The sequence below is a fragment of the Neobacillus sp. D3-1R genome (assembly GCF_052180215.1).
Classification (GTDB): domain Bacteria; phylum Bacillota; class Bacilli; order Bacillales; family Cytobacillaceae; genus Pseudoneobacillus.
This window is the reverse complement of the sequence record NZ_CP197471.1, coordinates 2814349-2840589: the sequence shown is the minus strand read 5'-3', so window position 1 is coordinate 2840589 and position 26241 is coordinate 2814349. Positions and strand designations below refer to the sequence as shown.

Sequence of the window (26241 nt, the reverse complement as noted above, 5' to 3'; positions counted from 1 at the left end):
TTTTATTTTTTTGAAATAGTTGGTGACTTGTCCAATCAGAATCCATATTCACTATAAACGTTTCGTGTTATACTTTTAAAGAGGTGTCTTAGATGGAAAAAACAAATATTTTAGCTTGGGCAAAGGAAGGAAACCTATCTATTCCTACGTTTCTTATTTCGCATTTCAAAGATTTAAAACTAAACGAATCAGAATTAGTTTTAATACTTCAAATAATTTCTTTCCAAAACAAAGGGAATGATTTTCCAACTCCAGAAGAATTATCTTCTCGTTTGACGATATCTGCTGACTTATGTGCTAATATGCTCAGAACACTGATTCAGAAAGGATTTGTCAATATCCATGATGAATATACCGTCGAGGGAATTCGTTTTGAAAAGTATTCTCTTGAACCTCTCTGGGATAGACTGATTGATCATTTCCTAAGGTTAAAGAAAGAAGAAGAAACTTCAAGTAAAGTTTCTTCGGAAACGGATTTATATACATGCTTTGAACAGGAATTTGGTCGACCTCTTTCTCCATTTGAATGTGAGACGTTAGCCATGTGGTTAGATGATGACCACCATGATTCGATTATTATTAAATCTGCATTAAAAGAGGCGGTTATTTCTGGGAAACTTAATTTCCGCTATATTGATAAAATTTTATTTGAATGGAAAAAGAACGGGATTAAAACAGTCGAGCAAGCGAAAAACTATGGAAATAAGTTTAGACAAAAAACACGTCCTGCTTCAATTAACCAAAAAACAACACCATCCCAATCTGTTCCTATTTATAACTGGTTAGAACAATAAAAGAGGTCATACTATGTTAAATAAACAAGAAATTAGATATTGTTTAGATAAGATGGGTGAAATGTTTCCAAATGCCCATTGTGAGCTTGTTCATTCTAATCCATTTGAACTTGTTATTGCTGTTGCTTTATCGGCCCAGTGTACGGATGCACTAGTGAATAAAGTTACAAAAGGTTTATTTCAAAAATATAAAACACCAGAAGATTATTTAAGTGTGACATTAGAAGAGTTGCAAAATGATATTCGATCTATCGGACTGTTTCGAAATAAAGCAAAAAACTTACAAAAGTTATGTCAATTACTAATTGAGGAATACGACGGAATTGTTCCTGAAGAACGTGAGGAGCTTCAAAGACTTCCAGGAGTAGGAAGGAAAACGGCTAATGTAGTGATGTCAGTTGCCTTTGGTGTACCTGCTATAGCTGTTGATACACATGTCGAAAGAGTTAGTAAACGATTAGGTTTTTGTCGTTGGAAGGATACAGTATTAGAAGTTGAAAAAACATTAATGAAAAAGGTTCCTGAAGATGAATGGTCCGTAACCCATCATCGAATGATATTTTTTGGTAGATATCATTGCAAAGCACAAAATCCTCAGTGTCCCACTTGTCCCTTATTAGATTTATGTCGAGAAGGGAAGAAGCGGATGAAGGCGAGGGACTAAAATGAATTTGTCCTCAAATCGAATTTCTATAATATTGGATGAATGGCAACAAGTGAAAAAAGAACTAACCATACTTTTTGAAAAAAGAGATAAAAAAAATACTGAAGCTCCAATGCTTAAAGGTATTGATTTATTTCAACAATTACTTTTCTTATGTAATAATAAAGAGCCAATCAATCAGTTTATTAAAGAAGAAATGATAATATGCTTTAAATGGAAACCAGTAAATGTGTTTGAACGCCTAACCTTTATTCAAAACAAACCAAATCTTTATCATTCTTTTGTTCAATTAAATGAACTAATAACTGAACAAATAAAACAATATAACAAAAAAATCGCCATAGAAAAAATGACTAAGCAATAGCTACTTAGTCTCAGACTGTAGACAAACTCGATGAAAATCGTGTTTGTTTACAGTCTTTTTTAGTTTCGCGGAGAAAGGGGCTGTTGATTTCCGTTCCAGGCGCTTCGCTTTCCGCGGGGCCGGCGCTGAGCCTCCTCGCCGCCGTTGGCGTCTGCGGGGTACAAATGATCCCTCTTGTGGATCATTTTACTAGGTCTCAGCTGTCCGGACTGCTCCCTCAGGAGTCTACGCGCCTTCCACTCCAATCAACAGGGCTTCTAAACTTAATGTGGAACTAGAAACAAGTGCCTATTTTTAAAAGATACAGTGATAAAGATGCTTTCAAAAAATATCCAATCCAACGAGATTAATATGGTTGATTAGACCAGCTGGTTCTCAGGAACATTTAGTCCGCAAGATGTAACCCTGATGTTTCTTTCACGTATGACTTGGTAAAGGATGTGTATTGTTATATAGATTTCTGATCATTTATTTGTACTTCATATCTTATTTTTTACCTGGTTACTAGTTGATTGGAGTGGAAGGCGACGACTCCTGCGGGAATAGTGTGAAGCTTGAGACCCCGCAAGGAGCATAGCGACTGAGGAGGCTCAAGTCACACCCCGCGGAAAGCGTTCGCCTGGAACGGAAATCAACGATTTTAAGAATAAGAAAATAAAAAAATGACTAAGCAATAACTGCTTAGTCGTTTTTTTTGCATTATTTATTCATTACTATCGGTTATGCCACCATCATTATTATCATGATCAGTATTATCAACACTACCATTATCATTTCCAGAGTTCCCATTGTCTGTTCCTGTTTCTTCACCAGTGCCATCATCTGGGTTAGTTGGATCGTCTGAATTATCTAGATCACCGTTATCGGGATTAAATGGGTCAGGAATTTCAATCGTAACAGTAGCTGGTTCACTACGTTGTTCTCCGCGAATTGCAACAATTTTAAAGGTATAGACGCCACCAGGGACAGGTTTTGTCACATTAAGAACCTTTTCCTTTGTCGTCGTCAACAATTGCTCTGCGCCTTCGTCGAGAGAACCACTTACTTCAAACTCGATTGGTAATTCTTCGGTTCCTTTTACATTATAATCCCAAGTAAGTTTAATTTCATTTTTCGTGTTGTCATATACCGTTTGTAGATTTGATGGAATTTCAAGCTTATCAAATTTCTTAGATGTCTCTTTTGGAACATGACCTTTTACAGCCCATTCGTAAAGAACTTGATCTTTTGGTGTAAAATCACTCGCTAATTGAGCTGGGTTCGTGCCTTTTTCGATTTTAACCTGCTGCACACTTTTTGGAACAGGAAAATCTGGTGTATCAATGCCCTGCGAAACATGCTCCATTAGGTTTTTAAAGATATATTGTGCGATTTTTTGGTCATCACCAGGAGCAATATAATTCTTTCTATTTTTGTATCCTGTCCATACGGCTGCTGTGTAATTAGTCGTATAGCCAGCGAACCAAGAATCTGGTACTGCCCGTGAAGATGGAATATCGTATTCTTTTATTTCATCATCAGAATAATTTGTTGTGCCAGTCTTACCTGCTACTGGAAGGGAAGGAACATTTGCTTTTCCGCCAGTACCGTATGAATCTTTAACTACACTTTTTAACATATCTGTAATGAGAAAAGCTGTATAATCCTTCATGACAACTTTTGTTTCATGGTCAACATTTATTTCAGTTCCGTCTCTTAGCTCTATTTTTGTTACAGTATGAGGCTCAGTGTAAAAACCATTATTACCAAATGCGCTATAGGCACCAGCCATTTGAAGAGGAGAAACTCCATCTTTTAAACCTCCGATAGCATAGGATTCGTAAATTTCATCCAAAGGAATTCCCAGGTTTTGTGCAAATCCTTGTGCTTTATCTAGACCGACCTGTTGTAAAGTTTGAATAGCAGTTGTGTTACGTGAACGAGCTAATGCCTCCCTCATGGTCATAGGACCCATATATTTTTGATCCCAGTTGTGAGGTTGAGCGCTACTTTTTCCTGAATACTTCGTTGGTTTATCCTCAAGAATATGATAAGTGCCCCATTGTAAGAATTCAATTGCAGGCCCATAGTCTAAGATTGGCTTAATAGTGGAACCAGGTTGACGTCTCGTATCAATAGCGTAGTTAAATCCGCGCTCCACCTTAGGATTACGAGCACCACCAATGGCTCTAACTTCACCAGTTTTAGTGTCTAGTAGTACTATTCCAGCTTGAAATTCATCATCTGGATACTGTACCACTTCATTTGTGTTTAATATTTTTTGAACATATAGCTGAGCATTCTTATCAAGAGTTGTATGAATGGTTAAACCATCTCTTAAAAGATCGTAGTCACCGTGTTTTTCAACTTCATCCATAACAGCATCTACAAATGCATCATAAGGAGTATCATCTAATTCACGATTTTCTTCTTTTACAAGCGAAGATTCAATTGGAACTTTTTTAGCTTCTTCCATTTCTTCTTTTGTAATAAATCCGTGTTGATTCATTAAGCTTAATACAATATTTCTTCTTTTTTCTGCAAGGTCTGGATGGATAAATGGATTATAGTTATTTGGACTTTGAGGAAGTCCGGCTATAACTGCAGCTTCAGATAGGGTTAATTCATCTAATTCTTTTCCAAAATAAACTTTAGCCCCTGTTTTTATTCCGTGAATATTTCCACCCATTAAGTTTTTATTCACATAGATTTCAAAGATCTTTTCTTTTGTAAATTTTTGTTCTAGTTGATAGGCAAGCCAAGCCTCTTGTATTTTTCTGGTTAGTGTTTTTTGGGTTGTTAAAAAGGAGTTTTTTACAACCTGCTGGGTAATGGTACTAGCTCCTTCTGAACCAAACCCATTCGTAATATTAGCAATAACTGCTCCACCTAGGCGGATAAAATCTATTCCATGGTGTTTGTAGAATCGAACATCCTCCGTTGCGAGAATGGCTTCTTCCATCTGTTTTGGTATATCTTCATATGCAACATAATCTCTTTTTACCGCTCCAACTTCTGAAATTAAGTCACCGTCTTTATCAAGAATTTTTGAAGAGACTGGATCTTTTAATTCAGATTCAACAAGTTTAGGTGTATCTTTTATAATCATGGCTATAGTAACGCCGCCTGCAATGGCACCTATTACTCCAATAATGACCAATGATAGAAATACCTTTTTCCATAAACCAGCCGTTTTTTTCTTTTGCTTGGGCTTTTTGTTAGAAAGTTGTTTGCGGCGATCCTCTCTTGTTTGGTATTTCTCACTCATATATATTTCCTACCTTTCTTGTAAAGCCGATGTTTTAAAATGGATAAAGTTTGTCTATTATTTTAATATAGTCAATCCGTGGATGAAAGCCAACTGAAATAAGATGTCCATGTTCATTGATTTCATCTATTGTCATTGATTTTCGTCCACCAGCTAACATTCTATTCCAAAAGGTGAGTAATTTTTCCCCTTCCAGTAGAAAAATTTCTTCACTTGCTGCAAACCTTATAATGACAAAACAGATTCCTTCTTGTTGAAGCACCGAAGAAATATGTTTGATTTGATGTTCATGGAAGTTTTTCAGTGGAAAGGATTGCTGTAATTGAGTCTCTTTGGCCTCAAAATCAATATATCTACCTTTATATACACCGTTATAATCTGTGGTAGATGCTTGCTTGAAATAGGCCTCTTTAATAACAGCTGCGCTTCGTTTAGGATAATCAACATGAACGATTTGAACCGGTGTTGGTTTTTTATGAATAATAGCAATGTTATTTTCCCTGTAATATTCATTGGTCAGATTTAAATCTTCTTCTAAAGTCATACCCCTATTACTAAAGCTACCATTTTTCTTTAAATGATTCGTTTTAATAGAGTTGGTTTTGGGGATATAGGGTTTTCCATTTGGATAATGAAAGTTCACTTTTGACACCTCGCTACCACCCTATCATATCAAATCTTTCGTCTTAGTGTTGAATAAAAAAGTGCAGGAATTAAAGAATATGAATAATTATTATAAAATGAAAAGATAATAGCCTAATCGATAAGGGTAGATGAATAATGTTCAAATATAACACATTTGACTTAAATATTGTACAAGAAATAGAAGTGAGAACTTCCAAAAAGAATAAAGATAATATTTCCAGGACAGAGGCTTACTTTCAATACTTTAAGCGTCACCCTGATATAAGGTGGTCTTTTTTAGCAAGCATGGTCTCCCGAAATGGGGGATATAATATGTGCGACTTGGAAGGAGTCTATTTTCCCCCAATTCTTGAGCCAGCTTTTCGTAATTGGCTATTTTTAACCTATGAAAGAGCTAATTGGTTAATTTTTTATGATGTCTACCCTCAATTACTTATCTATGAATATTCGACGAACCTAAATCGTCCTTTGTTTCATCTTTTAGAGTTTTTTGGAGTTTCAAACTTTATTCAAAGGGAATGGTATCTTTATTGGGAACAAAGAAACCAACAACGTCTAACAACTTCTTTAATTATCAATGAACAAAATGTCATTCAAAAACCTGTTATTAAACATCATTTATACAATAAAAAAGTATTTCATTCTGTTGCTTTTCAATTAGAAGACTGGTTTCACTTTAGTTGTGTATTGTTCCCGACTTGTAGGGGAGAAGTGTATGGTGCCAGTGTAAATGGTTTTCGAAACCTTAGTAAGAGAATAAACCTAGGAAAAAGGCTTGCTGATATTTTATTTCAACCTGATCTTTTTCCAGCTTTTTTTGACTTTGCAGAAAAACAAACCCATACCGGTTCCCGTTTTGATTACGAAAAATATTTTACAACAAAACACTCACGAAAAACGCCTTTTTTACGGACCACATTTCCAGTAATTGATCATCATATTCATCAAAAAGACGATTGGAGTTTAAATAAACGAATTCCAAGATCATGGTTAGATACTAAGATTCATCATCGGCATCCCATTCATTTAACAAATTGGTATCGGAAAAAACAAGATCAAATTAAAGCATTGTCAGCCATTCAACAACTCATAAAATAAAACTGGACTGATCTCTAGTACATAACTAAAGTCAGTCCAAAATTCTTTTCTAATTATTCAGCTGGGCGGTTAGGTCCATCTAGTTTTTTATCACCATATCCTGGCTGTTTTTCGTTTAATCGATTTGGTTGACTTTTGTTTTCTTTACCCTGTTTTCGCACTATTAAACACCTCCTCATACTTAGTTTGTACGGAACCACTCTTTTCATGCTTTTTTATCATTCTGTCGAAAATGTTGAAAAACAACACTTTCTTTGACGAATTACTTCTAGTTTTGTCAGTAGTGAAGGACTCATAGTAAGAATGGAGAATTCATTTGATAGATAATTCCTAGGAGGGCTTGATATGATTGAAAAACAAAATTCAAAGGAAAAAGTATTGCACATGCTGACTGAAATTTATGATCAATTAGAAGAACTCGAGTCCGTACTTGAATATTCATTAACAGATCTACGTATTAATATGGGACAACAACAGTTGGATCAAATAAACAAAGCTGAAGAAAAAATAAATAAGCTTGAACAATCAATGACAGAATCGGCTTTTAGTTTTCAAGTAAATAAAGAAACCTATCAAAATCTCCCCCCAGCCCTTAAACTTGAATTAGGTTTCTAAAAAAAATAAAATACTAGTTAAACCAAGTAGCTTTTTCTTAAGCTACTTTTATTTTTTAGAATTTTAGGGGGAAAAGGATGGAAAATCAGTTAGGGAGTTTAACGAAAACGCTACTTGAACTTTTAGAAAAAGGTAGAATCCAATTTGAAGAGTCTAAAAGTAGTGGAAAAGAGGGAGACTTCTATTCAGAGGTAAAGCCTTTTGCCGATTTAGTCAAAACAACTTGCGATGAATGGCTGCCAATAGCAATACAATGGATTCAAATAGATAAACCGCCATTTATTAATAAAAAACAGCTTGAGACAACCTACGAACACTTAGAAAAAATGGGTATTCAAGCTTTTTATCCAACCACAAGCAGAAAGCATTTTATAAGTTCTTTACAATCTGCTCAATTTGTTCTCCAAAGTATTTTGCAGTACTTAGAAAAGAATACTTAAAAAATGAAAGGTCTAGAATAGTAGAATATTCTAGACCTTTCTGGCGTTAATTTGTCTCGATGAGTGTGTTTTCGTCTTCAGGAGTTTCTGCCCCAAGTGTATCTACACCTAGTGATTCCAATTCACGTACTAGTTGTCGATATTCTTTAATAGATATTTCATTAAGAATATAGGTCATTTTTGCAAAATTCATCAGATCAATTAGGTTATCTGTACTGTAATTTCTTTTTTGCTTAAACTTTAATTTTAGTTCGTGAATGTTCATTGCAAATCCTCCCCTGCCTTTTTATTAATTTTACCATGTGAATAAATTTTTTCTTGTTTTTAAAAAATTTAAACTTCCGACAAGAGATTACATGATTAGACATTACTATTTTAATTCCAGTTTTTATTCACCCAAGAAAAAATTAGGCATATTGTATAGTAGCGAAAAGTGCGGAGGAGATGAATGCCCATGTTTAGTCATGAACGTTTTAATGGATATTATCAACAGCAACATCAGATCAATCCTTTAAATATGGGAAATCCTTATTATCCAGTTCCAACACAGCAAAATTTCCCAGCTCCATACCCAAATCCTTACTTCCAACAACAGCCTAATATGCAAGGCTATTATCCAATGGGAAATCCACAGTCTATTCCCTATCATAATCCATATCAGTCTGCCTATTCGGGTAAAAATCAGATTCAATCTATTTTTCAAAATCCTTTAGAACCAAATGAACCGTATTCTTCCAATATGCAAATGATGAACAATTATCCGATTAATTATAACCCTTATCCAAAACCAAATATGGTTCCAAAACCAAATGGAGGTATTGGGACGATAATGAATTCATTCAAAGGTCAAGATGGAAACCTCGATTTAAATAAAATGATGAATACCGCTGGCCAAATGATGAATGCTGTTAACCAAGTGACATCAATGGTGAAAGGATTAGGTGGAATTTTTAAAGTCTAAGATCTTTTGAGTAATATAAAAATCCCAATAGGTGGTATTTTTAAAGTCTAGGATTCCTTGGTGATTTCTCAAGTTGATAAAAGTTTAAAAGGTGTAACAAAAGACGAATCCTGTTCGTCTTTTTTATATGGAGTTTTTTTATAAGAAATTAGTTTTCAGTATTTTCAAAAAATATGGAATTTTGTTGACAACTATTTACGAAAAATGGAAAATGGAAAAGTGACCAATTGTTCTATATATAAAGAGGGGGGAGACAATGGTTCGAGTATTACAACAAACAGTTTTTATCATCGTTCTAATTTTATTTCTTGCAGGTCTGCCAAGTCTTATTTCAATTAATTCATTCGAACAAAGTCTTTCATTCAATTTTGAAAGATTACCGGATGTATATAAAAACTTTTTTCAAGAAATTAGCAATGGAAGCCTTGGAACTTACTATTTAGGTGTACAACAACGTGAAATCGCAGAAGACATCGGTAATAATTTTAAAACGAGTTTATTAATTATGTTAGTGGGGGTTAATGCTGCTGTCCTATTAAGTTTAATTTTTGGAATCTTTATTAGCCGTTTTAGGCTGACTCGTATTGTGAATATAATATTAAATGTCCTGGCTGCAATACCAGATTTTATTATCATTATTTTTTCATTAATATTAGCAATTAAAATTTACAAGATGACAGGTGTAAGAATTATTTCTTTACGACCTGATGCTGGTGCGCTTAATATTTGGTTTCCAATGTTATTAGTAGGTATAGCCCCAACATTATATTTATTTAAATTAGTTGCAGTGAAATACTATCAAACTAGTGGAGAAGATTACATAAGAACGGCTGTCGCTAAAGGAATGCGAATAAATTATATTAATTTTCAGCATGTATATAAAAATATAGAACCTTTTATTAAAGCTGAATTAACGAAAGTGGTATCTTTAGCAATTGGGAATATGTTTATCGTGGAATATTTATTAAATGTATCTGGAATCACGAAATTTATCTTTTTAAGTCGTCAAATTCAACCTATCTCCATTGGATTATTTTCCATGCTATTAATATCATTATTAACTTATCTTTCTGTAAGAATAGTACTCTATGTGTTTAAAAGAGGTTTTTTATATGAATAAATGGTTTCGAATAAACTATTCACTATATGTAGGAGTTGTTTTAGTTACATTCCTATTATTTATTGCTGTTTTCGGGTCCTTTATGGCTCCACATACATTAACGGAAACGCTCGATACAACCTATGTAGATGGAGATATTTTAGCTCCGCCACTGGAGCCAAATAAATCAGATAGATATCCACTTGGAACTGACCGATGGGGTTATGACATTTTAACGATGGTTTTACATGGTATTCGGTATACGATTTTTATTGCACTCGCTGTTACACTTATAAAAATGGTATTTGGAACTATTATTGGCTTTTATGTTGGAACTTGGAAAAAAACACCAAGTTGGATGGAGTCAATCGAAAATGCCTGGAGTTATGTTCCGTTATTCTTAATTCTTTATTTCTTTTTTAATCCCATTATTTTCAATTCACCAATCGGTTCATATAAGTTAATTCTGTATTTTATCCTTCTTACTTCCATTATTAGTATACCTAGTATTGTTTCTTCCACTAGGAAAAAGACAAGTGAAACTTACAAATCGGTTTTTATAGAAGCTGCTCGTGCACTAGGAGCAAGTCGACATCGGTTGATTTGGAAACATATCTTTCCTCAAATGAAAGAATCATTACTAGTTATGTTTATTTTAGAAATCGTCTATGTTATTACGATAATGGGTCAGCTGGCATTAATGAATATTTTTGTGGGTGGAACCATCGTTAGACAAGACCCCGTCATCTATTTATCCATCACAAAAGAAATTTCTGGTTTGGTTGGTTCAGCACGCGGAAATATTTATGGTTCCCAATATATCTTACAGATTCCTTTAGTTATTCTATTATTCATCACCATATCTTTTAGTCTACTAGCGAATGGTTTGAAAAATCGCTATCAATCAAATTATCAACGTACTCCTTGGATTAAAACAGGATTTGAACCAAAGTTGATGCCAAAGAGGAAAGAATATTTAAAGAAAACGAGATGGTGGACCCCAAACGGTACCAAAACAACCGCCCTTATTATTATCGTCCTTTTCTTTGGAGCAGGTGCTTTTGTATACCTAACAAAGGATAATGATGTCGGAGTTAAAAATTATAGTAAAGCTGACTATCATCTAAATGTAAAAATGGATAATGAAGGAGACTTTCAGTCAAAAGCTGAAATTAAGGTAACCAATCATTCGAATAAAACCTGGGATGAACTTATTTTCTACTTTATCCCTAATGAATTTAAGAAGGGGCACTCCTTTAAATCAGTGAAAGGCTTTTCTGAAATTGATATGAAGGATATTACGGTAGATGGCAAAAAGGTTACGTATTCTTTGGACCAAGATACGTTGAAAATTAATCTTAATAATAAGATGGATAAGCGAGATAAAGTGGATGTAGTTATCTCGTACCGTTATACACTACCTGAGGAAGGAGATCGTTTCTCGAAGGTTAATGGTAATTATTATTTAGCACAATGGTATCCAATGCTAGCCACTTTCCAAAAAGGGAAGTGGAATAAAGAACCATATAGTGAAGGATTGGAAACCTATCATACAGATTTCTCAAACTATGAAGTGGAATATGATATCCCAAAAGGGTATTCTCTTGTCTCAACTGCCGATCATGATGCAGATTTAAAAGCGAGTCATGGGAAACTTAAAATAAAGAAAGTTCGTGATTTCTTTATTGCCATTGTGAAAGATATGAAAATGTATAAAACTTCTGTAAATGGTGTGGATATCCGATTATTTTCAAAAGATGACCATGATAAAAATCCAGAGGAAGCTTTAAAGCTTGCTAAAAAGGCACTAGGTTTTTATCAAGAGAAAATAGGTGAATATCCGCATAAGCAATTAGATATTATTCTCGACAAAGGTTACAATATGGAGTATCCAGGAATTGTGACTATTGATCCTTACCAAGATAACGAAGGCTTTTTCAAGATTTCTATCGTTCATGAAATTGCTCATCAATATTTCTATGGTGTGGTATCCAATGACCCTTATCATGAGGCATGGATTGATGAGGGGATTACAGAGTTTGCCACAAACATGTATTTTTATCTAGGTGAGAAACAAGGAAGAACGGAATCACAATTACTATCTCTTAATCGAATGAAAAGTATTGAGGAACAAGGGTTAAAAAGGCAGTATTCAAATGTTCCTTTAGATAAAAATAAACATACAGGTTATATATATGGACAACCAGCCTTAAGACTATTTGAATTAGTCGAAGATAAAGATTATGTAAGGGAAAAGGATTTTGATATCGTTCTAATGGAATATCTATCGGATTATTATCACCATTTCCAATATAAAGAAGTGAATACTTCTGAATTTATCAGATTTACCAAAGACTATTTCCAAGTTCCTAAAGGTTCTTTTAATGAATGGTTAGATACATCTGAAGTTAATTTTTAATTATTAATGTTAAAAAGACAGAATCTAAGTCCTTTGGATTCTGTCTTTTTTAATTCTATAAATATAGATTACTCTATTGAAATAGATTTACCTCCATTACGAGGGATTTTTATTTGTAATAAACCATCTCTATAGGTTGCTTTGACTTTTTTTTCAGGAATCGGAGTCGGAAGGCTAATGGTTCTACTTGATCTTTGGATGGAATGACTTCGACGGTAAACCTGATTGATATCATCCTCTTCTGAAACCTCTTCCATATTTTTAATCGTGATAGTTAAATGGTTTCCGATGGTATCTATGTGAATTTGTTCTTTTTTTACACCTGGGAGTTCCGCTGTAATTATATATTCACTATTTGATTCTACAACTTCAACGGGAAAGCCAAGATTAGGAAAAGGATTTTTGAAAAATTCATCAATCGTTTCCAAAAAGCCCTTTACAGGTTTTTCATTAAAAAAAGCATTCATTGATTTCATCAAATCCCCAAAAGGTTCTTTTTCTCTTTTTGATCTTTTTTCTGGTAGATTAGAAGACATACTGCTTTCTCCTCTCTATAAAATTCTTCTTTATCATATGTTCATCAGTAAAAAGAGGTTCATTTATTGACACAATATAAACATATGCAGAGAGGAAGTGGAAATCAACGGGCTAAATAATGAGCCAAAACAGCATTTTATGCGAAAAGAGCCAAAATAAAAAGAGGATTAACTCATCGTTAACCCTCTTTGCGGTTTAAAATAACTCATCCATTAATACTTCTGGATCCAATATCATATTACCTTCTTCATCAATTTCTATTAATTCATCTTTTTTCATCTTAGTAAGTGTTCGGCTAACTGTTTCTCTTGTAGTTCCAATCATATTAGCTAAATCTTTATTGGTAAATTCATTTTTCAGTGTGACAGTGCCATCCTCATTTTTAGTACCGTGTTTTTCACCTAAACGTATTAATAGTTTAATGATTTGTTCATAGGTGTTATTAAGAATTTGCTCTTCCAGGCGGTTTTGAAGGTCAACGATTTTTTCACCTAGAACTTTGAAAACTTTTATACAAAGTTCAGGATTATCGATTAACACACTTTCAAATTTGGCAATTGGAACGACTACAAGTGTAGCTTTTTCCAGAACCTCCGCGTTTGCAGGGTAACTTCCTTTTCGGAAAAAACCGACATGTGGAAACATTTCTCCCTTTTTGAACATAGATACAATTTGCTCTCTGCCATTTACATCACTTTTATAAATTTTAACTTTTCCTTCATTAATAAAATAAACATTATCAAGCGGTTCGCCTTGTAAAAAAATATAGCTATTTTTTTTCCATGTTCTCGATAATGAAATATCAACTATTTTCTCTAATTCTTGTTCATTTAAATCTCGGAAAAGTGTGAATTTAGAGAGTACATTTTTAATTTGTTCTTGTCTCACTCCATTCACCTCCAATCAATCATTTTTTCTCACTCTCTATTCTAAACATGTTACTTTGTTTAAACAATCTATTGTGGGGAAAAATTTAAAAGAAATCAGGAGGAGGGAAAAGATGAATACAATAAAAATTGGACCTAATGAAATGTCCTATACTGAAATAGGAAAAGGTGAAACAATTGTCCTATTACATGGCTTTTGTGGAAGCATGTCCTATTGGGATAAGGTTGTGACAAAGCTAAGCCAAGAATATCGAGTCATTTTGGTAGATTTACGAGGTCATGGCCATTCATCCTCAAATGTTTCACCATTTACCATTGATGATATGGCAAAGGATATAAAGGAATTACTTGAATCCCTACATCTTGGACAAGTTTACCTATTTGGTCATTCACTTGGTGGATACATCACCTTGTCATTAATGGAGCATTTTCCTGAAAAATTAAAGGGATTTGGTTTAATTCATTCGACTGCCTTTCCAGATACAGATGAAGGAAAAGCAGGACGTTTGGCTGGATTTGAGAACATTGAAAAAAATGGAATCCACCCATTTATCGATGGTCTTGTACCAAAGTTATTTGCTGATGAGAATCTAGATAAGCTCAAGGAAGAAGTAGAAAAAACAAAAATTATAGGCTACCGTACATCACCTGAAGCAGCTAAACAAACCCTATTAGCTATGAAAAATCGCCCTGGTCGAAACGCAGTGATTCGTAACAGTACAATTCCTATCTTACTTGTTGCAGGAGAACATGACAAAATTATACCTGTTCAAAAAGTATTTTCTGTTGAAGGAAGTCATATCCATACAAAGGTAATTCCACATGCCGGACATATGAGTATGTATGAGCAACCTGAGGAACTTTATAAGGTTTTGTGGGAATTTCTAGAAAGACAAAAAAATTAGCGGTTTTCTCTTTTGAAACGAACGTTCATTCGCTAAAATAGAGATAATGAGGTGAAAGTAATGAACGTTCGTAAATCACTACAAGAAATAATAGAATTTATTCGGAAAGAGGAACAAATAAGCGAAAATATTGTGCATTGGCAAACGATAGAGGCTAAACCTGCAGTTACTGAGAACCTGCCAAAAGAACTGCATCCCAAGCTTGTGGAGGCGTTAAAGAAAAAAGGAATTGAGCAATTGTATACACATCAACGTACAGCTTTTGATTATGTTCAGGAAAAGAAGTCAATTGTAGCTGTTACACCTACTGCTTCGGGAAAAACTTTATGCTATAACTTGCCTGTACTACAGACTATTTTAAATAATCCAGAGTCTAGGGCTCTTTATATTTTTCCTACAAAGGCACTTGCCCAGGACCAAAAGAGTGAAATAAATGAGATCATCCAGTCATCTGATATGAATTTAAACAGTTATACATATGATGGGGATACACCTTCTAATATTCGCCAAAAAGTAAGGAAAGCTGGCCATGTGGTCATTACCAATCCTGATATGCTTCACTCAGCCATATTACCTCATCATACCAAATGGGTGTCCTTATTTGAAAATCTAAAATACGTTGTCATTGACGAGCTACATATTTATCGAGGAGTTTTTGGCAGTCATGTAGCTAACGTTATTAGACGATTAAAAAGAATTTGTCATTACTATGGAAGTGATCCGGTTTTTATATGTACATCTGCAACGATTGCCAATCCACTTGAGTTAGCAGAGACACTTACAGAAACGAAAATGGAAATAGTCGATAATAACGGTGCACCTTCTGGTTTAAAACATTTTTTATTTTATAATCCTCCTATTGTAAATAAACCGTTAAATATACGAAGAAGTGCTACTCTTGAAGCTCGTAAACTAGCTGCCAATTTATTAAAAAATAAAATACAAACGATTATTTTCGCAAGAAGTAGAGTGAGAGTGGAAATTCTATTATCCTATCTCCAAGAATTAGTTAAAAATCAATTAGGCTCAAAATCAATTAGAGGATATCGTGGAGGATATCTCCCAACAGAACGCCGTGAGATAGAAAAGGGACTTAGAAACGGTGAAATATATGGAGTTGTGAGTACAAATGCTCTTGAATTGGGAGTTGATATTGGACAACTGCAGGCATGTATCATGACGGGATATCCAGGCAATATTGCAAGTGTATGGCAGCAAGCTGGACGTGCGGGTAGAAGACACGGTGAGTCTCTTGTTATCATGGTGGCAAGTTCCAATCCACTAGATCAATATATCATTCAAAATCCTGATTACTTTTTCAAAAGAAGTCCCGAAACAGCCAGAATTAACCCAGATAATCTCATTATTCTTGTTGATCATATGAAATGCGCTGCTTTTGAACTGCCTTTTCATCGTGAGGAGCAGTTTGGCCGGTTGAATACAGAAGAAATTTTAGAATATTTGGCTGAGGAGCGTGTGTTATTTCAAAATGGTGATAAATGGTTTTGGATGAATGAATCGTTTCCTGCTCACAACATTAGCCTTCGATCTGCGTCCCAGGAAAATGTAATTATTATTGATCAAACAAATGTGTCAGCTGTTAGGGTAATTGGGGAAATGGATCGATTTTCGGCCATGACACTCCTTCATGATGAAGCCATCTATTTACATCAAGGAACGCAATTCCAAGTTGAAAAATTAGACTGGGAAGAAAAGAAGGCATTTGTAAGAGAGGTAGATGTTGATTACTATACGGATGCTAATCTTGCCGTTCAATTAAAGGTGTTAGAGGTCGATAAGGAAAGACAGTTGTCTGATGTGGAAATAGCATATGGGGACGTAACCATCAATGCTATGGCAACTATTTTCAAAAAAATAAAATTTGAAACACACGAAAATATTGGGTCAGGTCCCATTCATTTACCAGAAGAAGAGCTTCATACTAGTTCAGCGTGGATTTCCCTTAATCAAGGAATAGATCAGTTTGGCCAAGAAAGACTCGAACAAGGTTTAATTGGAATGGCACATGCTTTAAAACATATTGCTCCGCTTTATGTCATGTGTGATCCACAGGATGTTCATGTGGTGCCTCAGCTCAAAGCATCACATAATGAAAAACCAACGGTGTTCTTCTATGATCGTTATCCTGGTGGAGTTGGTTTAAGTGAGCGCATTTTTACTGGTATGGAAACAATCTTAACAGATGCGCGTAACATGATCACAAATTGCAAATGTGATGATGGTTGTCCTTCTTGTATTGGAACGGATACATTAAATGAACATGCAAAAAAGGATGTATTAAAATTACTTTTACTATTTTCAAAGGTTGAGACTCCACATGTCACTTAAAAATAAGTTAAATCGATTTAAATCACATATGAAAACAGATTTAGTGAAAGAGAATATAAAAAATGTTCATACTCTAACCGAAATTCCATTTCTTGATAAATGGTCGGAAGTAGGAGTTACTCCTTATTATCATGAAAATGAATATTGTTTAATTAGAGAAAAAAGATTTCCCTTATCCTATAAACATGGACATTACCACCTTGGAGATTTCATTACTGCTGTTGACTATTGGAATGACAGTAACTTAAAACATCCACTGTCGACTAAAGGGTATCGAGCTGATCAATTGTTTTTCTTTGATACAGAAACAACTGGTCTTGGTGGGGGAGTGGGAAATTCAATTTTTATTTTAGGACATGCCTCTATCAAACAGAATGAAGTAGTTTTGACTCAACATATATTGCCTCATCCAGGTGCGGAAATTCCGCTATACTATAGTTTTTTAAGTCAGGTTGATTATGAAACTCTTGTTACCTATAATGGTAAGTCTTTTGATTGGCCACAAGTAAAAACACAACATACCTTAATTAGAGAACATGTTCCGAAATTACCTGAATTTGGACATTTTGACTTGTTTCATGCAGCTAAACGGATGTGGAAACATAGATTGGAGAGAATGAAGCTTTCCATTGTCGAGAATGAAGTTCTGGGAGTCAAACGTATGGATGATACGCCAGGATATTTGGCCCCCATTATCTATTTTGATTATGTCGAAAGAAAAGACCCAGAGGGTATGATAAAAATTTTAAAGCATAATGAAATAGATATTCTTTCTTTAATTTCTTTATATACTCATCTTTCCTATCAAATTATGGGGATTGATGAGAATCAAACTAGCCAAGAAAAATTTGAAGTAGGCAAATGGTTTTCATCCCTAGGTGAAATGACCTCAGCAAAAGGCCTATACAAAGAGATAGATGATGTAGGGGATCCCGTTTTTATTCATTCACAGCTGCAGTTGGGATACTTATATAAAAAGCAAAAGGAGTATCTTAAAAGTTTAGACTGTTTTCAAAAAGTCTTACAGTCAGGTACACCTGTAATCCAAATCGAGGCTTGTGTAGAAGCGGCGAAAATTTTGGAGCATCAATTTAAGGATTATGAAGAAGCAGCCTATATTTGTGACAGGGCTTTAAAGCTTTCTCAAACCGAGCATAAACACCCTAAAATAGAAATATCAGAAATTATGAAAAGAAAAGATCGGATTATGAGAAAACATCATTTCCTGGGGAAGCGCAAGATCCTTGAGGATTCGTCAAAATAAATCACTTTTTTTCGACGTTATCTTGCTTTTTGTTACATTTTTTTAATGTATTGTCATGAAAATGCCATAATTTCGTTATTGTTTGACATAGGATAAAAGAGTAAAATGTTAAATTGTATGATAATGATTTTATGGAGAGGGTAAAAAGTGTATAAAGCCATTTTACTTTTATTTTTTGTCATTGTTTGTCTAACCGCATTTGTTTTTACAACTTTAAAAGATAGTTTTTATTCTATTCTATAAAAATAGGTATTTTCCTTAGTACAAGATAAATCCTTTCATCATAGGCTATTAGTGTAAACAAACTAATAATCGAAAGGAGAATGTCTAATATGTTTTGTGGACCTAGACCAACAAATATTATGCCAGCAATTGTCCATCCGACAAAGTGCTGCACAACTAACACTTTTTCAAATACCATTGTTCCGCATATTCATCCAGCGCATACAACAAACGTAAATCATCAGATGTTCCAGCATAAGCATTATTTCCCGCAAACAGAATCTGCTGTAAATGAGGTTTCTCATCAGCATTTTAACTGTGGACCAGGACCAGGACCTATGCCAGCAATGGGAGTAGCACCTGCACCAGGAGTTGCTCCAGGGATGGGAATGGGACCAGGACCAGGTATGGCACCTGGAATGGGAATGGGACCAGGAATGGGTATGACACCAGGAATGGCTCCAGGTATGGCACCAGGATACGGAATGTACCCAGGAATGGGACGATAAAATAAGAAAACAAGGGCATCTTTGCCCTTGTTTTTTCATACATATTGTTTAGTGAATTTTTACTTTTTTTAAGTAGGATAATATTCATAAATTTTCCTTTTAGTTCATATTTTTCATATTGTTTAGTATGATTAAAATAGAAAAATAAAAGAGGTGCAAAAAACCATTTGAAGAAGAATGTAACCATTACGGGCTACAAGCCCTATGAACTAGGGATATTCAAAAAAGATCATGCCTCTGTTGCATTCATTAAACAAGCTATCTACAAGGAACTTTATCCATTAGTAGAAGAAGGCTTGGAATGGGTCATCATAAGCGGACAACTTGGTGTTGAATTATGGGCGGCAGAAGTTGTTTTTGATCTTCAGGTTGACTTTCCACAGCTTCAGCTTGCAGTCCTTACTCCTTTTTTAGGTCAAGAAGAAACGTGGAGTGAAACGAATAAAGAATGGTATGAGTCCATAGTAGTACAAGCTGATTTTGTCGAATCCATTACCCATAAACCATACGAAAATCCAAAACAATTTTATTTGAAAAATCAAGTGCTTCTGCATAAAAGTGAAGTATCCATCATTATGTATGATCCTGAAAAAGATGGCAGTCCTAAATATTTTTATGAAGCAGCCAAAAAATATAGTGAAACACATGATTATGAAATAAGAGAAATTACTTTTTATGATTTACAATTAATTGTGGAAGAAGAAATGAGCAAGAAAATGGATTCATTTTAAAAAAATATCTATAAAATTGACATTCTTGGCTATTTTTGAAAAAATAGATGGTATGATTGGAGATATTCCGAGGTGAGCGAAATGTTATCAGATAAAGTGAAATTAACGGCAAAGGATATTTTAGAGAAAGAATTTAAAACCGCTGTTAGAGGATATAAACAAGAAGATGTAGATAAGTTTTTGGATTACATTATTAAAGACTATGAAGCCTTCCATCAAGAAATTGAAGATTTACAACAAGAAAATATTCGATTGAAAAAACAGCTTGATGAAGCATCAAGACGTCAACCTACGCAAACAGCAGGTACAACAAACTTTGATATTTTAAAAAGATTATCTAATCTTGAGAAACATGTTTTTGGAAATAAGCTATATGATTGATAGGGATTGCCATAAATTGAAATTAAAAACATTGCGTTGCAGCTCTTGATTACATATAATAGCTGATGTAGTCATTAATTGCGTTCGGGTAATCGCTGCAATGATAAATTGTAGAGGAAAGTCCATGCTCGCACGAGCTGAGATGCTTGTAGTGTTCGTGCCTAGCGAATTCATAAGCTAGGGCAGTTGGAGTTTAGCTCTGGCTGACGGCTGGGAAAATACCTAAGTTCTTATGGAATATGGTATGAATACCTATAAAAGTGCCACAGTGACGGAGCCTTTTCAGAAATGAAAAGGGTGGAACGCGGTAAACCCCACGAGCGAGCAACCCAAACGATGGTAGGGGCACCTTCTCTAAGGAAATGAACAAGAGAGAAGGACAGAATCTGATTCTGTAGATAGATGATTACCACCTGTGTACGAGACCTTTGGTCGTTTGCAGTACTATGGTACAGAACATGGCTTACAGAACGCGATTAATGAATGATAGAAAATAATGAAGGTTCAAGCTCTCCTTTATTGGAGAGCTTTTACTTCGTTTACATACGGTAGATTTTGAACAAAATAAAAAATATATATGTTAAGAAAATTAGGTGAAAAAATGTCTAAATATAAAATTATTGCAACAGCGGCTATGGGTTTAGAGTCTTTAGTAGCAAAAGAGGTTAGAGCTTTAGGATATGAATGTGTCGTAGATAATGGAAAAGTCATTTTTGATGGCGATGAGCGAGCGATTGCACGCTGTAATATGTGGCTTCGTACGGCAGATAGAATTAAAGTGGTAGTCGGAGAATTTAAAGCATTTACGTTTGATGAACTTTTTGAAAAAACAAAAGCATTACCATGGGAGCAATACTTGCCTGAGGATGCAGAATTTCCTGTGACTGGAAAGTCTGTAAAATCAAAGTTATTTAGCGTTTCCGATTGTCAAGCTATTGTAAAAAAGGCAGTAGTCGAACGAATGAAAAAGCATTATAAACGAAACACATGGTTCGATGAAAACGGAGCCTTATACAAAATTGAAGTAGCTTTATTAAAAGATGTTGTAACCATTACGATCGATGCTAGCGGAAGAGGATTGCACAAACGAGGCTATCGTTCGGATCAAGGTGAGGCTCCGTTAAAAGAAACATTAGCAGCAGCTCTTATCATGTTAACAAATTGGTATCCAGACAAGCCCTTTATTGATCCGTTCTGTGGTTCAGGAACGATCCCCATTGAAGCAGCCTTAATTGGTCAGAATATTGCTCCTGGATTTAATCGTGAATTTGTATCTGAAGGCTGGAATTGGATTCCTCAAAGTACGTGGGACGATGTTCGTAATGAGGCAGAAGATTTAGCTAAATATGATCAACCACTAGAAATCCAGGGTTCGGATATCGACCATCGAATGGTCAAAATAGCGGGAGAAAATGCATTCGAAGCAGGTCTTGGTGATTTAATTAAATTTAAACAGATGCAGGTTAGAGATATTTCAACTCCCCAACAATATGGAGTTATTGTGGGAAATCCTCCATATGGTGAACGTATTGGGGAGAAAAAAGAAGTAGAAAAAATGTATCGGGAAATGGGACAGGCCTTCGCCAAATTAGATACATGGTCCATTTACATCTTAACTTCCCATGAAGGATTTGAGCAACTTTATGGCAAGCCTGCTACCAAAAAGCGTAAGTTATTTAATGGCTTTATCAAAACAGATTTTTATCAATACTGGGGACCAAAACCACCACGTAAAAGTGATGAGAATTGAGATAGATAAAAAGACGGTGCTGTGCATCGTCTTTTTGTCCTAAGTGATAAATTATTCTTTTTCAATATGAGGATATAATGAAATGGTATAAATTAAAGAAAAATTATAAAGGAATTTATAAAAAAGGAACAAGGTTTTTTGTTCTCTCTGAATCAGAGTTTATTGGAGTAAAAGAGTATGCATTACAAACAAAATCATTAGCAGGTAAAATCATTGTGTCAGAAGAAGAACTGGAGATTTATTTTAGGCTAATTAAATAAGAAAAAATGGAGGCATTATGTCAAATCGTTTACCTTTTTCTGTTTCAAAGACAGAATCTTTTTATGAGAAATTAGGAGACTGGATTGGGGATGTGTTTTACGATATCCTTCCAGAATCAGGATTTGAAGTTCGAGATGAACAAATTTATATGGCATTTCAGTTAGAAAAGGCATTTAAAGAAAAAAAGGTCATGTTTGCAGAAGCTGGAGTAGGTACAGGTAAAACAATCGCCTACCTTTTATATGCTCTTTGTTATGCTAGATATACGAATAGACCAGCTATTATTGCCTGTGCGGATGAAACGTTAATTGAACAGCTAGTAAAAAAAGAAGGGGATATTGCTAAAATTGAAGCGGCCCTTGGATTAAATATGGATGTACGATTAGCTAAATCCCGTGATGCTTATTTATGTTTAAATAAATTAGAAGCAGCAATGGTTAGAGAAGAAGGAGATCTTTTCCAAGATGTGTTTCACCAACTCCCTGATTTTGTTCATGGGAAAGGGTCCATGCAAACCTTTTCAAAGTACGGTGATCGTAAAGAATATCCTCATTTAGAAGATGAACAATGGAATCAAATTGCTTGGGATAGCGTACAAGATTGTTTTAGTTGTCACCAACGCCATCGTTGTGGTCAAACCTTACATCGAGATTATTATCGCAATGCCAAGGATATTATTATTTGCTCACATGATTTTTTTATGGAGCATATATGGACAAAGGATTCGCGTAAACGTGAGGGTCAATTGCCATTACTTCCTGAAAGCAGCTGTGTTGTATTTGATGAGGGACATCTATTAGAATATGCCTGTCAAAAAGCACTTACTTACCGATTTACGGAACAAACACTTGAAAAATTATTATCAAGAATCATGGCAAATGATGTTAGGGAAAAAACTCTCCATCTTATGGAAGACGCCATTTACGAGAGTGAAGCATTCTTTTCATTACTGGAAGATGTCTCCCAAGAAACATTAGGGTCGGAAAAGCGCAAAGTGGAAAAAACAAAGAATGTATTAAATACTGCCTCAAGACTTTTATCTATTCTACAGGCAGTAGAGGAAGAACTTGTTTTTGAGAGTGAGCTCTATGTCATTAATGAATATGATTTAAAGGTTGTTGAAGAATATTTAGAACAAATTACGTATTCTCTTTCTTTATTTGTACGAAGTCAAAAAGGGATTACCTGGTTTGAGCATCATTCTGGTGAAAGAACGCTTGTTATTATGCCTAAACTCGTGGAAGATATTATGCGTATAGAAGTATTCTCTCAAGAGAAACCTTATATCTTTTCATCGGCAACTTTATCAGATAACCAATCCTTTAATTATATAGCTCAAAGCTTAGGTATCGATGATTATTTATATTTTTCTGTTGAATCCCCTTTTAACTATGAGGACAATATGAATATAAAATTGCCAACGTTTAAAGTGGGAAATATGCTTGAAAAATTAAGTTATATTAAAAATGAGATTATACGTTCAGAGGGTCGAGCATTAATTTTATTAAACAATCAAGAAGAAATGCATATAATCAAGACTCATTTATCTGATCTACCTTATCCTTCTTATTTTGAAGGCGATGCTGAAATTAGTACCCTAGTATCTCATTTTCAAAACGAAGAACATTCAGTTCTTTGCTCGATACATTTATGGGAAGGATTAGATATACCGGGTAGATCTTTAGAGAATGTGCTTATTTTTTCACTGCCATATCCTCCATTAGATCCAGTGTTTGAAGCGAAAAGAGAAGGGGCAAGTGATCCGTTTGAACAAGTAGATTTACCGTACATGCTACTTCGCTTAAGACAAGGAATTGGTCGTTTAATTCGTACTCATGATGATAAAGGAACCGTTCACATCCTTTTAGAAGAAAACACGAATGAACAAGTCTTTTCTAAAATAAAAAATATTCTTCCAACTATTAAAAAAAGCTGATGTAAAAGGGTTGCCAAAGGCAACCCCTAACATCAGCTTTTTACTTAGTATAATTGTCTTCTTCCCTCTTCTGTCATTTTATCAGGTGACCATGCAGGCTCCCACACAATATTTACAAATGCTTGAACTACTTCTTCCATTTGTTCAACACAGTGTTTTACTCCTGTAGAAATACTATCATGTAAGGGACATCCTGGTGTGGTTAAGGTCATATCAATTTCAATGATCCGATCAGATATTTGCTTTATATTATAAATTAACCCTAAATCCACAACATTGATATTTAACTCTGGATCATATACATTTTTCAACTCATTACGTACTTTATCAATGATTTCCATATAAAACACCCCTAATTTATTTTAAAATTACTTGTAATATATTTATGGTTGCTGCGATAATCGTTATGGCAAAGAGTATTAATGCTACTATCACGATTGTGAAAATTTGCATAACAAATCCAATATAGATTAGAAAACAACTTATGATGAAGCTAGTTAAGAATAGAATAACTAACTTATCATTTATCATATCCTTTAGAGCGGGAACAGCCTTTTTGCCAACATCTTTGCTGTATTTATAAGTCCACCATAAGAAAGGAACAATTTTATATAAATAACCTAATATACTTAAAACAATCCAAAGCATTAGATAAAGGAATAATAATGGACCAATTAAATGGTTTGCATTTTGTGAAAATAAGCTGATAAACAATATAAAGTGAATGAGTATTCCAAAGCCTATTGCTGAGAGTGAGTACATAAAAGGTTTATCAAGCTTCTTTTTGATTCTTTTTTTAATAATGGTTGAAACATGCCAGGCAAATAAACTAAAGCCAATAAATAATAGAAAGAAACCTATTTTTAGTAAAAAGTCTATTCCAGTGAAAAAACCTAGAATGTTGATAATTAATCCTGATACATAGGATATATATACATATTTGGCTAGATTCATTGTAAAACCGTGAGAAAGTGAAAACATTGGAACCATTTTATATGAAAAACCGAAAATGAGAAGTGTAAACCATCCTCCAACACCAAGTAGCAGATGCGTACGGAAAATTGCCTCATAATGACCTGAAAATATTCCAGTTTTCCATGATGTTATTAATGTAATACCTAAAAGAATGGTTATAAGTAAGCTAATAAGACCAGTTCCTACGAATAAAGTTAATATATTTGGTTTGGTTTGCTTTTTTAAAGTCATTAACATTTGGAATAAAAATAGCAATATTCCAATTATAGTAAGAATTCCTGGAATAAGAGCATGCTGAGGTGCAAAATAGAGACAAGCACCAAAACTAGTGACACCAATGGACAGGACGCTAAATTGAATAAATCCAAGTTTTTCACTCCATATGGGTGTTAAAAAGGCTACTGGAACAAGCTGATACATCGAGCCCATGGCAATCATCAATGCCCAACCTAAAATAAAAAAATGGGCTGCAGATAATAATGAAGGTACTCTAAATTCCCCATTTGAGAAATGGACTCCATTCAGAACTAAAATCAACTGTGACAACACTAATGCGATTAGGCTGAAAAGGAAAAAGCCAAAGGGGAGCTTTACATTTGTTTCACTTCCATTTTGCGGAAGCATATTCATCACCTACTTTTATCGGAAAATCTCAATCTTATAGCTGCCATCTTCTTGCTGTTCAGTACGATTTCGGTAGCCAAGTTCCTCTAATTGTTCGTATAAAAACATGGGTCTGCGATCATTTATAATCGTTAAAGTTTCATTGTCATTTAAGTTTTCAAGTGCAGCAAGAGTGCGCATCATTGGCTGGGGTGGTTCTAACCCACGATTATCTAATATCATTTTGATTCACCTCTTTTAGTGAAGGTAATCTTCCAATGTTTTTTTTCGAGCTCCTCTGTTTCATGGGTAAAACCCTTTGCTTTTAAAACTGCAAATAATGGGACAGGTTTAAATGGCGCATGCAGAACAAACACGTCATCTTCATTTAAATCAGCGATAGCTGTCATGATCTTTTGAAACGGCTCAAGCTTATTTTTTATATCCTCACGAACATCTAATTCAATTATTTTTGCTTCCATAACCATCTCTCCTTAAGTGAAACTTTAATATTTGAACTATACTCATAGTTTAACAAGCTTCCTATATTAAAAATGTGACGTGTATCATAGCAAGATGCACTCT

Annotated in this window: 27 protein-coding genes and 1 other RNA gene; 19 read left to right on the top strand and 9 right to left on the bottom strand. The window is 34.5% G+C overall.

Annotated features, from left to right (window positions below; all coding sequences use genetic code 11):
• Positions 1-92 precede the first annotated feature (92 nt).
• Genes ACSBPO_RS14550 through ACSBPO_RS14540 form a run of 3 tightly spaced genes read left to right on the top strand, consistent with a single transcriptional unit; the run spans position 93 to position 1822 of the window.
• A complete protein-coding gene (locus ACSBPO_RS14550) occupies positions 93-794 on the top strand; it encodes a DnaD domain-containing protein (protein WP_442594475.1) in 702 nt (233 codons plus the stop codon).
• A gap of 13 nt (positions 795-807) precedes the next feature.
• Positions 808-1458 carry an endonuclease III gene (gene nth, locus ACSBPO_RS14545; RefSeq protein WP_442594473.1) on the top strand — a complete coding sequence of 217 codons (651 nt, stop codon included), beginning with the start codon at positions 808-810 and terminating at the stop codon, positions 1456-1458.
• A gap of 1 nt (position 1459) precedes the next feature.
• Positions 1460-1822 carry a YpoC family protein gene (locus ACSBPO_RS14540; protein ID WP_442594471.1) on the top strand — a complete coding sequence of 121 codons (363 nt, stop codon included), beginning with the start codon at positions 1460-1462 and terminating at the stop codon, positions 1820-1822.
• Between the two features lie 703 nt (positions 1823-2525).
• Here the strand turns inward: ACSBPO_RS14540 and ACSBPO_RS14535 are convergent.
• Entirely contained in the window at positions 2526-5069 is a 2544-nt protein-coding gene (locus tag ACSBPO_RS14535; protein WP_442594469.1) for a PBP1A family penicillin-binding protein, read from the bottom strand.
• 34 nt (positions 5070-5103) lie between these two features.
• Complete coding sequence (gene recU, locus ACSBPO_RS14530; RefSeq protein ID WP_442600374.1) at positions 5104-5712, bottom strand: Holliday junction resolvase RecU; 609 nt, start codon at positions 5710-5712, stop codon at positions 5104-5106.
• 137 nt (positions 5713-5849) lie between these two features.
• Here recU and ACSBPO_RS14525 point away from each other — a divergent pair, with 137 nt between their 5' ends.
• The 3 genes from ACSBPO_RS14525 (at position 5850) to ACSBPO_RS14515 (ending at position 7867) form a co-directional block, all read left to right on the top strand.
• Positions 5850-6812 (top strand): DUF2515 family protein, encoded by a 963-nt coding sequence (locus tag ACSBPO_RS14525; protein WP_442594467.1) that lies wholly within the window; start codon positions 5850-5852, stop codon positions 6810-6812.
• 345 nt (positions 6813-7157) lie between these two features.
• Positions 7158-7427 (top strand): hypothetical protein, encoded by a 270-nt coding sequence (locus ACSBPO_RS14520; protein WP_442594465.1) that lies wholly within the window; start codon positions 7158-7160, stop codon positions 7425-7427.
• Between the two features lie 77 nt (positions 7428-7504).
• Positions 7505-7867, top strand: a complete 363-nt coding sequence (locus ACSBPO_RS14515; RefSeq protein ID WP_442594463.1) for a YppE family protein — start codon at positions 7505-7507, stop codon at positions 7865-7867.
• Positions 7868-7913: 46 nt separating this feature from the next.
• On the opposite strand, the gene yppF is transcribed toward ACSBPO_RS14515, so the two are convergent.
• Positions 7914-8132: a YppF family protein gene (gene yppF, locus ACSBPO_RS14510; RefSeq protein ID WP_442594461.1), complete on the bottom strand. Its 219-nt coding sequence runs from the start codon at positions 8130-8132 to the stop codon at positions 7914-7916.
• A 189-nt stretch (positions 8133-8321) separates the two neighbouring features.
• Here yppF and ACSBPO_RS14505 point away from each other — a divergent pair, with 189 nt between their 5' ends.
• From ACSBPO_RS14505 to ACSBPO_RS14495, 3 genes are all read left to right on the top strand, one after another.
• Positions 8322-8828, top strand: coding sequence for a YppG family protein (locus ACSBPO_RS14505; RefSeq protein WP_442594459.1), 507 nt, complete (start codon positions 8322-8324; stop codon positions 8826-8828).
• 256 nt (positions 8829-9084) lie between these two features.
• Positions 9085-9948, top strand: a complete 864-nt coding sequence (locus ACSBPO_RS14500; protein ID WP_442594457.1) for an ABC transporter permease subunit — start codon at positions 9085-9087, stop codon at positions 9946-9948.
• Positions 9941-12346 carry an ABC transporter permease subunit gene (locus ACSBPO_RS14495; protein WP_442594455.1) on the top strand — a complete coding sequence of 802 codons (2406 nt, stop codon included), beginning with the start codon at positions 9941-9943 and terminating at the stop codon, positions 12344-12346. Before ACSBPO_RS14500 ends, ACSBPO_RS14495 begins: the two co-directional genes overlap by 8 nt.
• A 68-nt stretch (positions 12347-12414) precedes the next feature.
• On the opposite strand, the gene ACSBPO_RS14490 is transcribed toward ACSBPO_RS14495, so the two are convergent.
• Together ACSBPO_RS14490 and ACSBPO_RS14485 are read right to left on the bottom strand one after the other, a co-directional pair.
• A complete protein-coding gene (locus ACSBPO_RS14490) occupies positions 12415-12882 on the bottom strand; it encodes an Hsp20/alpha crystallin family protein (RefSeq protein WP_442594453.1) in 468 nt (155 codons plus the stop codon).
• A gap of 196 nt (positions 12883-13078) precedes the next feature.
• The gene (locus ACSBPO_RS14485; protein ID WP_442594451.1) at positions 13079-13771 is read right to left on the bottom strand and encodes a Crp/Fnr family transcriptional regulator; all 693 of its coding nucleotides are present in this window, start codon (positions 13769-13771) and stop codon (positions 13079-13081) included.
• Between the two features lie 112 nt (positions 13772-13883).
• On the opposite strand from ACSBPO_RS14485, the gene ACSBPO_RS14480 reads away from it, so the two are divergent.
• The 10 genes from ACSBPO_RS14480 to ACSBPO_RS14435 all read left to right on the top strand — a co-directional run bounded on the left by ACSBPO_RS14480 (position 13884) and on the right by ACSBPO_RS14435 (position 24078).
• Complete coding sequence (locus tag ACSBPO_RS14480) at positions 13884-14675, top strand: alpha/beta fold hydrolase (protein ID WP_442594449.1); 792 nt, start codon at positions 13884-13886, stop codon at positions 14673-14675.
• A 60-nt stretch (positions 14676-14735) separates the two neighbouring features.
• Complete coding sequence (locus tag ACSBPO_RS14475; RefSeq protein ID WP_442594447.1) at positions 14736-17024, top strand: DEAD/DEAH box helicase; 2289 nt, start codon at positions 14736-14738, stop codon at positions 17022-17024.
• On the top strand, positions 17014-18288 hold the full coding sequence (locus ACSBPO_RS14470) for a ribonuclease H-like domain-containing protein (RefSeq protein ID WP_442594445.1): 1275 nt from the start codon (positions 17014-17016) through the stop codon (positions 18286-18288). Before ACSBPO_RS14475 ends, ACSBPO_RS14470 begins: the two co-directional genes overlap by 11 nt.
• A 332-nt stretch (positions 18289-18620) precedes the next feature.
• Positions 18621-19019 carry a CotD family spore coat protein gene (locus ACSBPO_RS14465; protein WP_442594443.1) on the top strand — a complete coding sequence of 133 codons (399 nt, stop codon included), beginning with the start codon at positions 18621-18623 and terminating at the stop codon, positions 19017-19019.
• A 167-nt stretch (positions 19020-19186) separates the two neighbouring features.
• Positions 19187-19750, top strand: coding sequence for a DUF1273 domain-containing protein (locus ACSBPO_RS14460; RefSeq protein ID WP_442594441.1), 564 nt, complete (start codon positions 19187-19189; stop codon positions 19748-19750).
• Positions 19751-19831: 81 nt separating this feature from the next.
• Entirely contained in the window at positions 19832-20131 is a 300-nt protein-coding gene (gene gpsB, locus ACSBPO_RS14455) for a cell division regulator GpsB (protein WP_442600373.1), read from the top strand.
• Positions 20132-20211: 80 nt separating this feature from the next.
• An RNA gene (gene rnpB / locus ACSBPO_RS14450) (RNase P RNA component class B) lies at positions 20212-20602 on the top strand.
• Between the two features lie 130 nt (positions 20603-20732).
• A complete protein-coding gene (locus ACSBPO_RS14445; RefSeq protein WP_442594439.1) occupies positions 20733-21881 on the top strand; it encodes a THUMP domain-containing class I SAM-dependent RNA methyltransferase in 1149 nt (382 codons plus the stop codon).
• A gap of 77 nt (positions 21882-21958) precedes the next feature.
• Positions 21959-22141 carry a hypothetical protein gene (locus ACSBPO_RS14440; protein WP_442594437.1) on the top strand — a complete coding sequence of 61 codons (183 nt, stop codon included), beginning with the start codon at positions 21959-21961 and terminating at the stop codon, positions 22139-22141.
• Between the two features lie 17 nt (positions 22142-22158).
• Complete coding sequence (locus tag ACSBPO_RS14435) at positions 22159-24078, top strand: ATP-dependent DNA helicase (RefSeq protein ID WP_442594435.1); 1920 nt, start codon at positions 22159-22161, stop codon at positions 24076-24078.
• A gap of 44 nt (positions 24079-24122) precedes the next feature.
• Here ACSBPO_RS14435 and ACSBPO_RS14430 read toward each other — a convergent pair whose 3' ends face one another.
• Genes ACSBPO_RS14430 through ACSBPO_RS14415 form a run of 4 tightly spaced genes read right to left on the bottom strand, consistent with a single transcriptional unit; the run spans position 24123 to position 26138 of the window.
• Positions 24123-24419, bottom strand: coding sequence for a metal-sulfur cluster assembly factor (locus ACSBPO_RS14430; protein ID WP_442594433.1), 297 nt, complete (start codon positions 24417-24419; stop codon positions 24123-24125).
• A 16-nt stretch (positions 24420-24435) separates the two neighbouring features.
• Positions 24436-25677: a hypothetical protein gene (locus ACSBPO_RS14425; RefSeq protein WP_442594431.1), complete on the bottom strand. Its 1242-nt coding sequence runs from the start codon at positions 25675-25677 to the stop codon at positions 24436-24438.
• Between the two features lie 15 nt (positions 25678-25692).
• Positions 25693-25899: a DUF2249 domain-containing protein gene (locus tag ACSBPO_RS14420; protein ID WP_442594429.1), complete on the bottom strand. Its 207-nt coding sequence runs from the start codon at positions 25897-25899 to the stop codon at positions 25693-25695.
• Positions 25896-26138: a DUF2249 domain-containing protein gene (locus tag ACSBPO_RS14415; RefSeq protein WP_442594427.1), complete on the bottom strand. Its 243-nt coding sequence runs from the start codon at positions 26136-26138 to the stop codon at positions 25896-25898. Before ACSBPO_RS14415 ends, ACSBPO_RS14420 begins: the two co-directional genes overlap by 4 nt.
• Positions 26139-26241 lie beyond the last annotated feature (103 nt).

What these genes read in the sequence shown, in the direction of transcription:
- ACSBPO_RS14550 (WP_442594475.1), top strand. Translation starts at nt 93, where the DNA reads ATGGAAAAAACAAATATTTTAGCTTGGGCAAAGGAAGGAAACCTATCT.
- nth (WP_442594473.1), top strand. Translation starts at nt 808, where the DNA reads ATGTTAAATAAACAAGAAATTAGATATTGTTTAGATAAGATGGGTGAA.
- ACSBPO_RS14540 (WP_442594471.1), top strand. Translation starts at nt 1,460, where the DNA reads ATGAATTTGTCCTCAAATCGAATTTCTATAATATTGGATGAATGGCAA.
- ACSBPO_RS14535 (WP_442594469.1), bottom strand. Translation starts at nt 5,069, where the DNA reads ATGAGTGAGAAATACCAAACAAGAGAGGATCGCCGCAAACAACTTTCT.
- ACSBPO_RS14525 (WP_442594467.1), top strand. Translation starts at nt 5,850, where the DNA reads ATGTTCAAATATAACACATTTGACTTAAATATTGTACAAGAAATAGAA.
- ACSBPO_RS14520 (WP_442594465.1), top strand. Translation starts at nt 7,158, where the DNA reads ATGATTGAAAAACAAAATTCAAAGGAAAAAGTATTGCACATGCTGACT.
- ACSBPO_RS14515 (WP_442594463.1), top strand. Translation starts at nt 7,505, where the DNA reads ATGGAAAATCAGTTAGGGAGTTTAACGAAAACGCTACTTGAACTTTTA.
- yppF (WP_442594461.1), bottom strand. Translation starts at nt 8,132, where the DNA reads ATGAACATTCACGAACTAAAATTAAAGTTTAAGCAAAAAAGAAATTAC.
- ACSBPO_RS14505 (WP_442594459.1), top strand. Translation starts at nt 8,322, where the DNA reads ATGTTTAGTCATGAACGTTTTAATGGATATTATCAACAGCAACATCAG.
- ACSBPO_RS14500 (WP_442594457.1), top strand. Translation starts at nt 9,085, where the DNA reads ATGGTTCGAGTATTACAACAAACAGTTTTTATCATCGTTCTAATTTTA.
- ACSBPO_RS14495 (WP_442594455.1), top strand. Translation starts at nt 9,941, where the DNA reads ATGAATAAATGGTTTCGAATAAACTATTCACTATATGTAGGAGTTGTT.
- ACSBPO_RS14490 (WP_442594453.1), bottom strand. Translation starts at nt 12,882, where the DNA reads ATGTCTTCTAATCTACCAGAAAAAAGATCAAAAAGAGAAAAAGAACCT.
- ACSBPO_RS14480 (WP_442594449.1), top strand. Translation starts at nt 13,884, where the DNA reads ATGAATACAATAAAAATTGGACCTAATGAAATGTCCTATACTGAAATA.
- ACSBPO_RS14475 (WP_442594447.1), top strand. Translation starts at nt 14,736, where the DNA reads ATGAACGTTCGTAAATCACTACAAGAAATAATAGAATTTATTCGGAAA.
- ACSBPO_RS14470 (WP_442594445.1), top strand. Translation starts at nt 17,014, where the DNA reads ATGTCACTTAAAAATAAGTTAAATCGATTTAAATCACATATGAAAACA.
- ACSBPO_RS14465 (WP_442594443.1), top strand. Translation starts at nt 18,621, where the DNA reads ATGTTTTGTGGACCTAGACCAACAAATATTATGCCAGCAATTGTCCAT.
- gpsB (WP_442600373.1), top strand. Translation starts at nt 19,832, where the DNA reads ATGTTATCAGATAAAGTGAAATTAACGGCAAAGGATATTTTAGAGAAA.
- ACSBPO_RS14445 (WP_442594439.1), top strand. Translation starts at nt 20,733, where the DNA reads ATGTCTAAATATAAAATTATTGCAACAGCGGCTATGGGTTTAGAGTCT.
- ACSBPO_RS14440 (WP_442594437.1), top strand. Translation starts at nt 21,959, where the DNA reads ATGAAATGGTATAAATTAAAGAAAAATTATAAAGGAATTTATAAAAAA.
- ACSBPO_RS14435 (WP_442594435.1), top strand. Translation starts at nt 22,159, where the DNA reads ATGTCAAATCGTTTACCTTTTTCTGTTTCAAAGACAGAATCTTTTTAT.
- ACSBPO_RS14430 (WP_442594433.1), bottom strand. Translation starts at nt 24,419, where the DNA reads ATGGAAATCATTGATAAAGTACGTAATGAGTTGAAAAATGTATATGAT.
- ACSBPO_RS14425 (WP_442594431.1), bottom strand. Translation starts at nt 25,677, where the DNA reads ATGCTTCCGCAAAATGGAAGTGAAACAAATGTAAAGCTCCCCTTTGGC.
- ACSBPO_RS14420 (WP_442594429.1), bottom strand. Translation starts at nt 25,899, where the DNA reads ATGATATTAGATAATCGTGGGTTAGAACCACCCCAGCCAATGATGCGC.
- ACSBPO_RS14415 (WP_442594427.1), bottom strand. Translation starts at nt 26,138, where the DNA reads ATGGAAGCAAAAATAATTGAATTAGATGTTCGTGAGGATATAAAAAAT.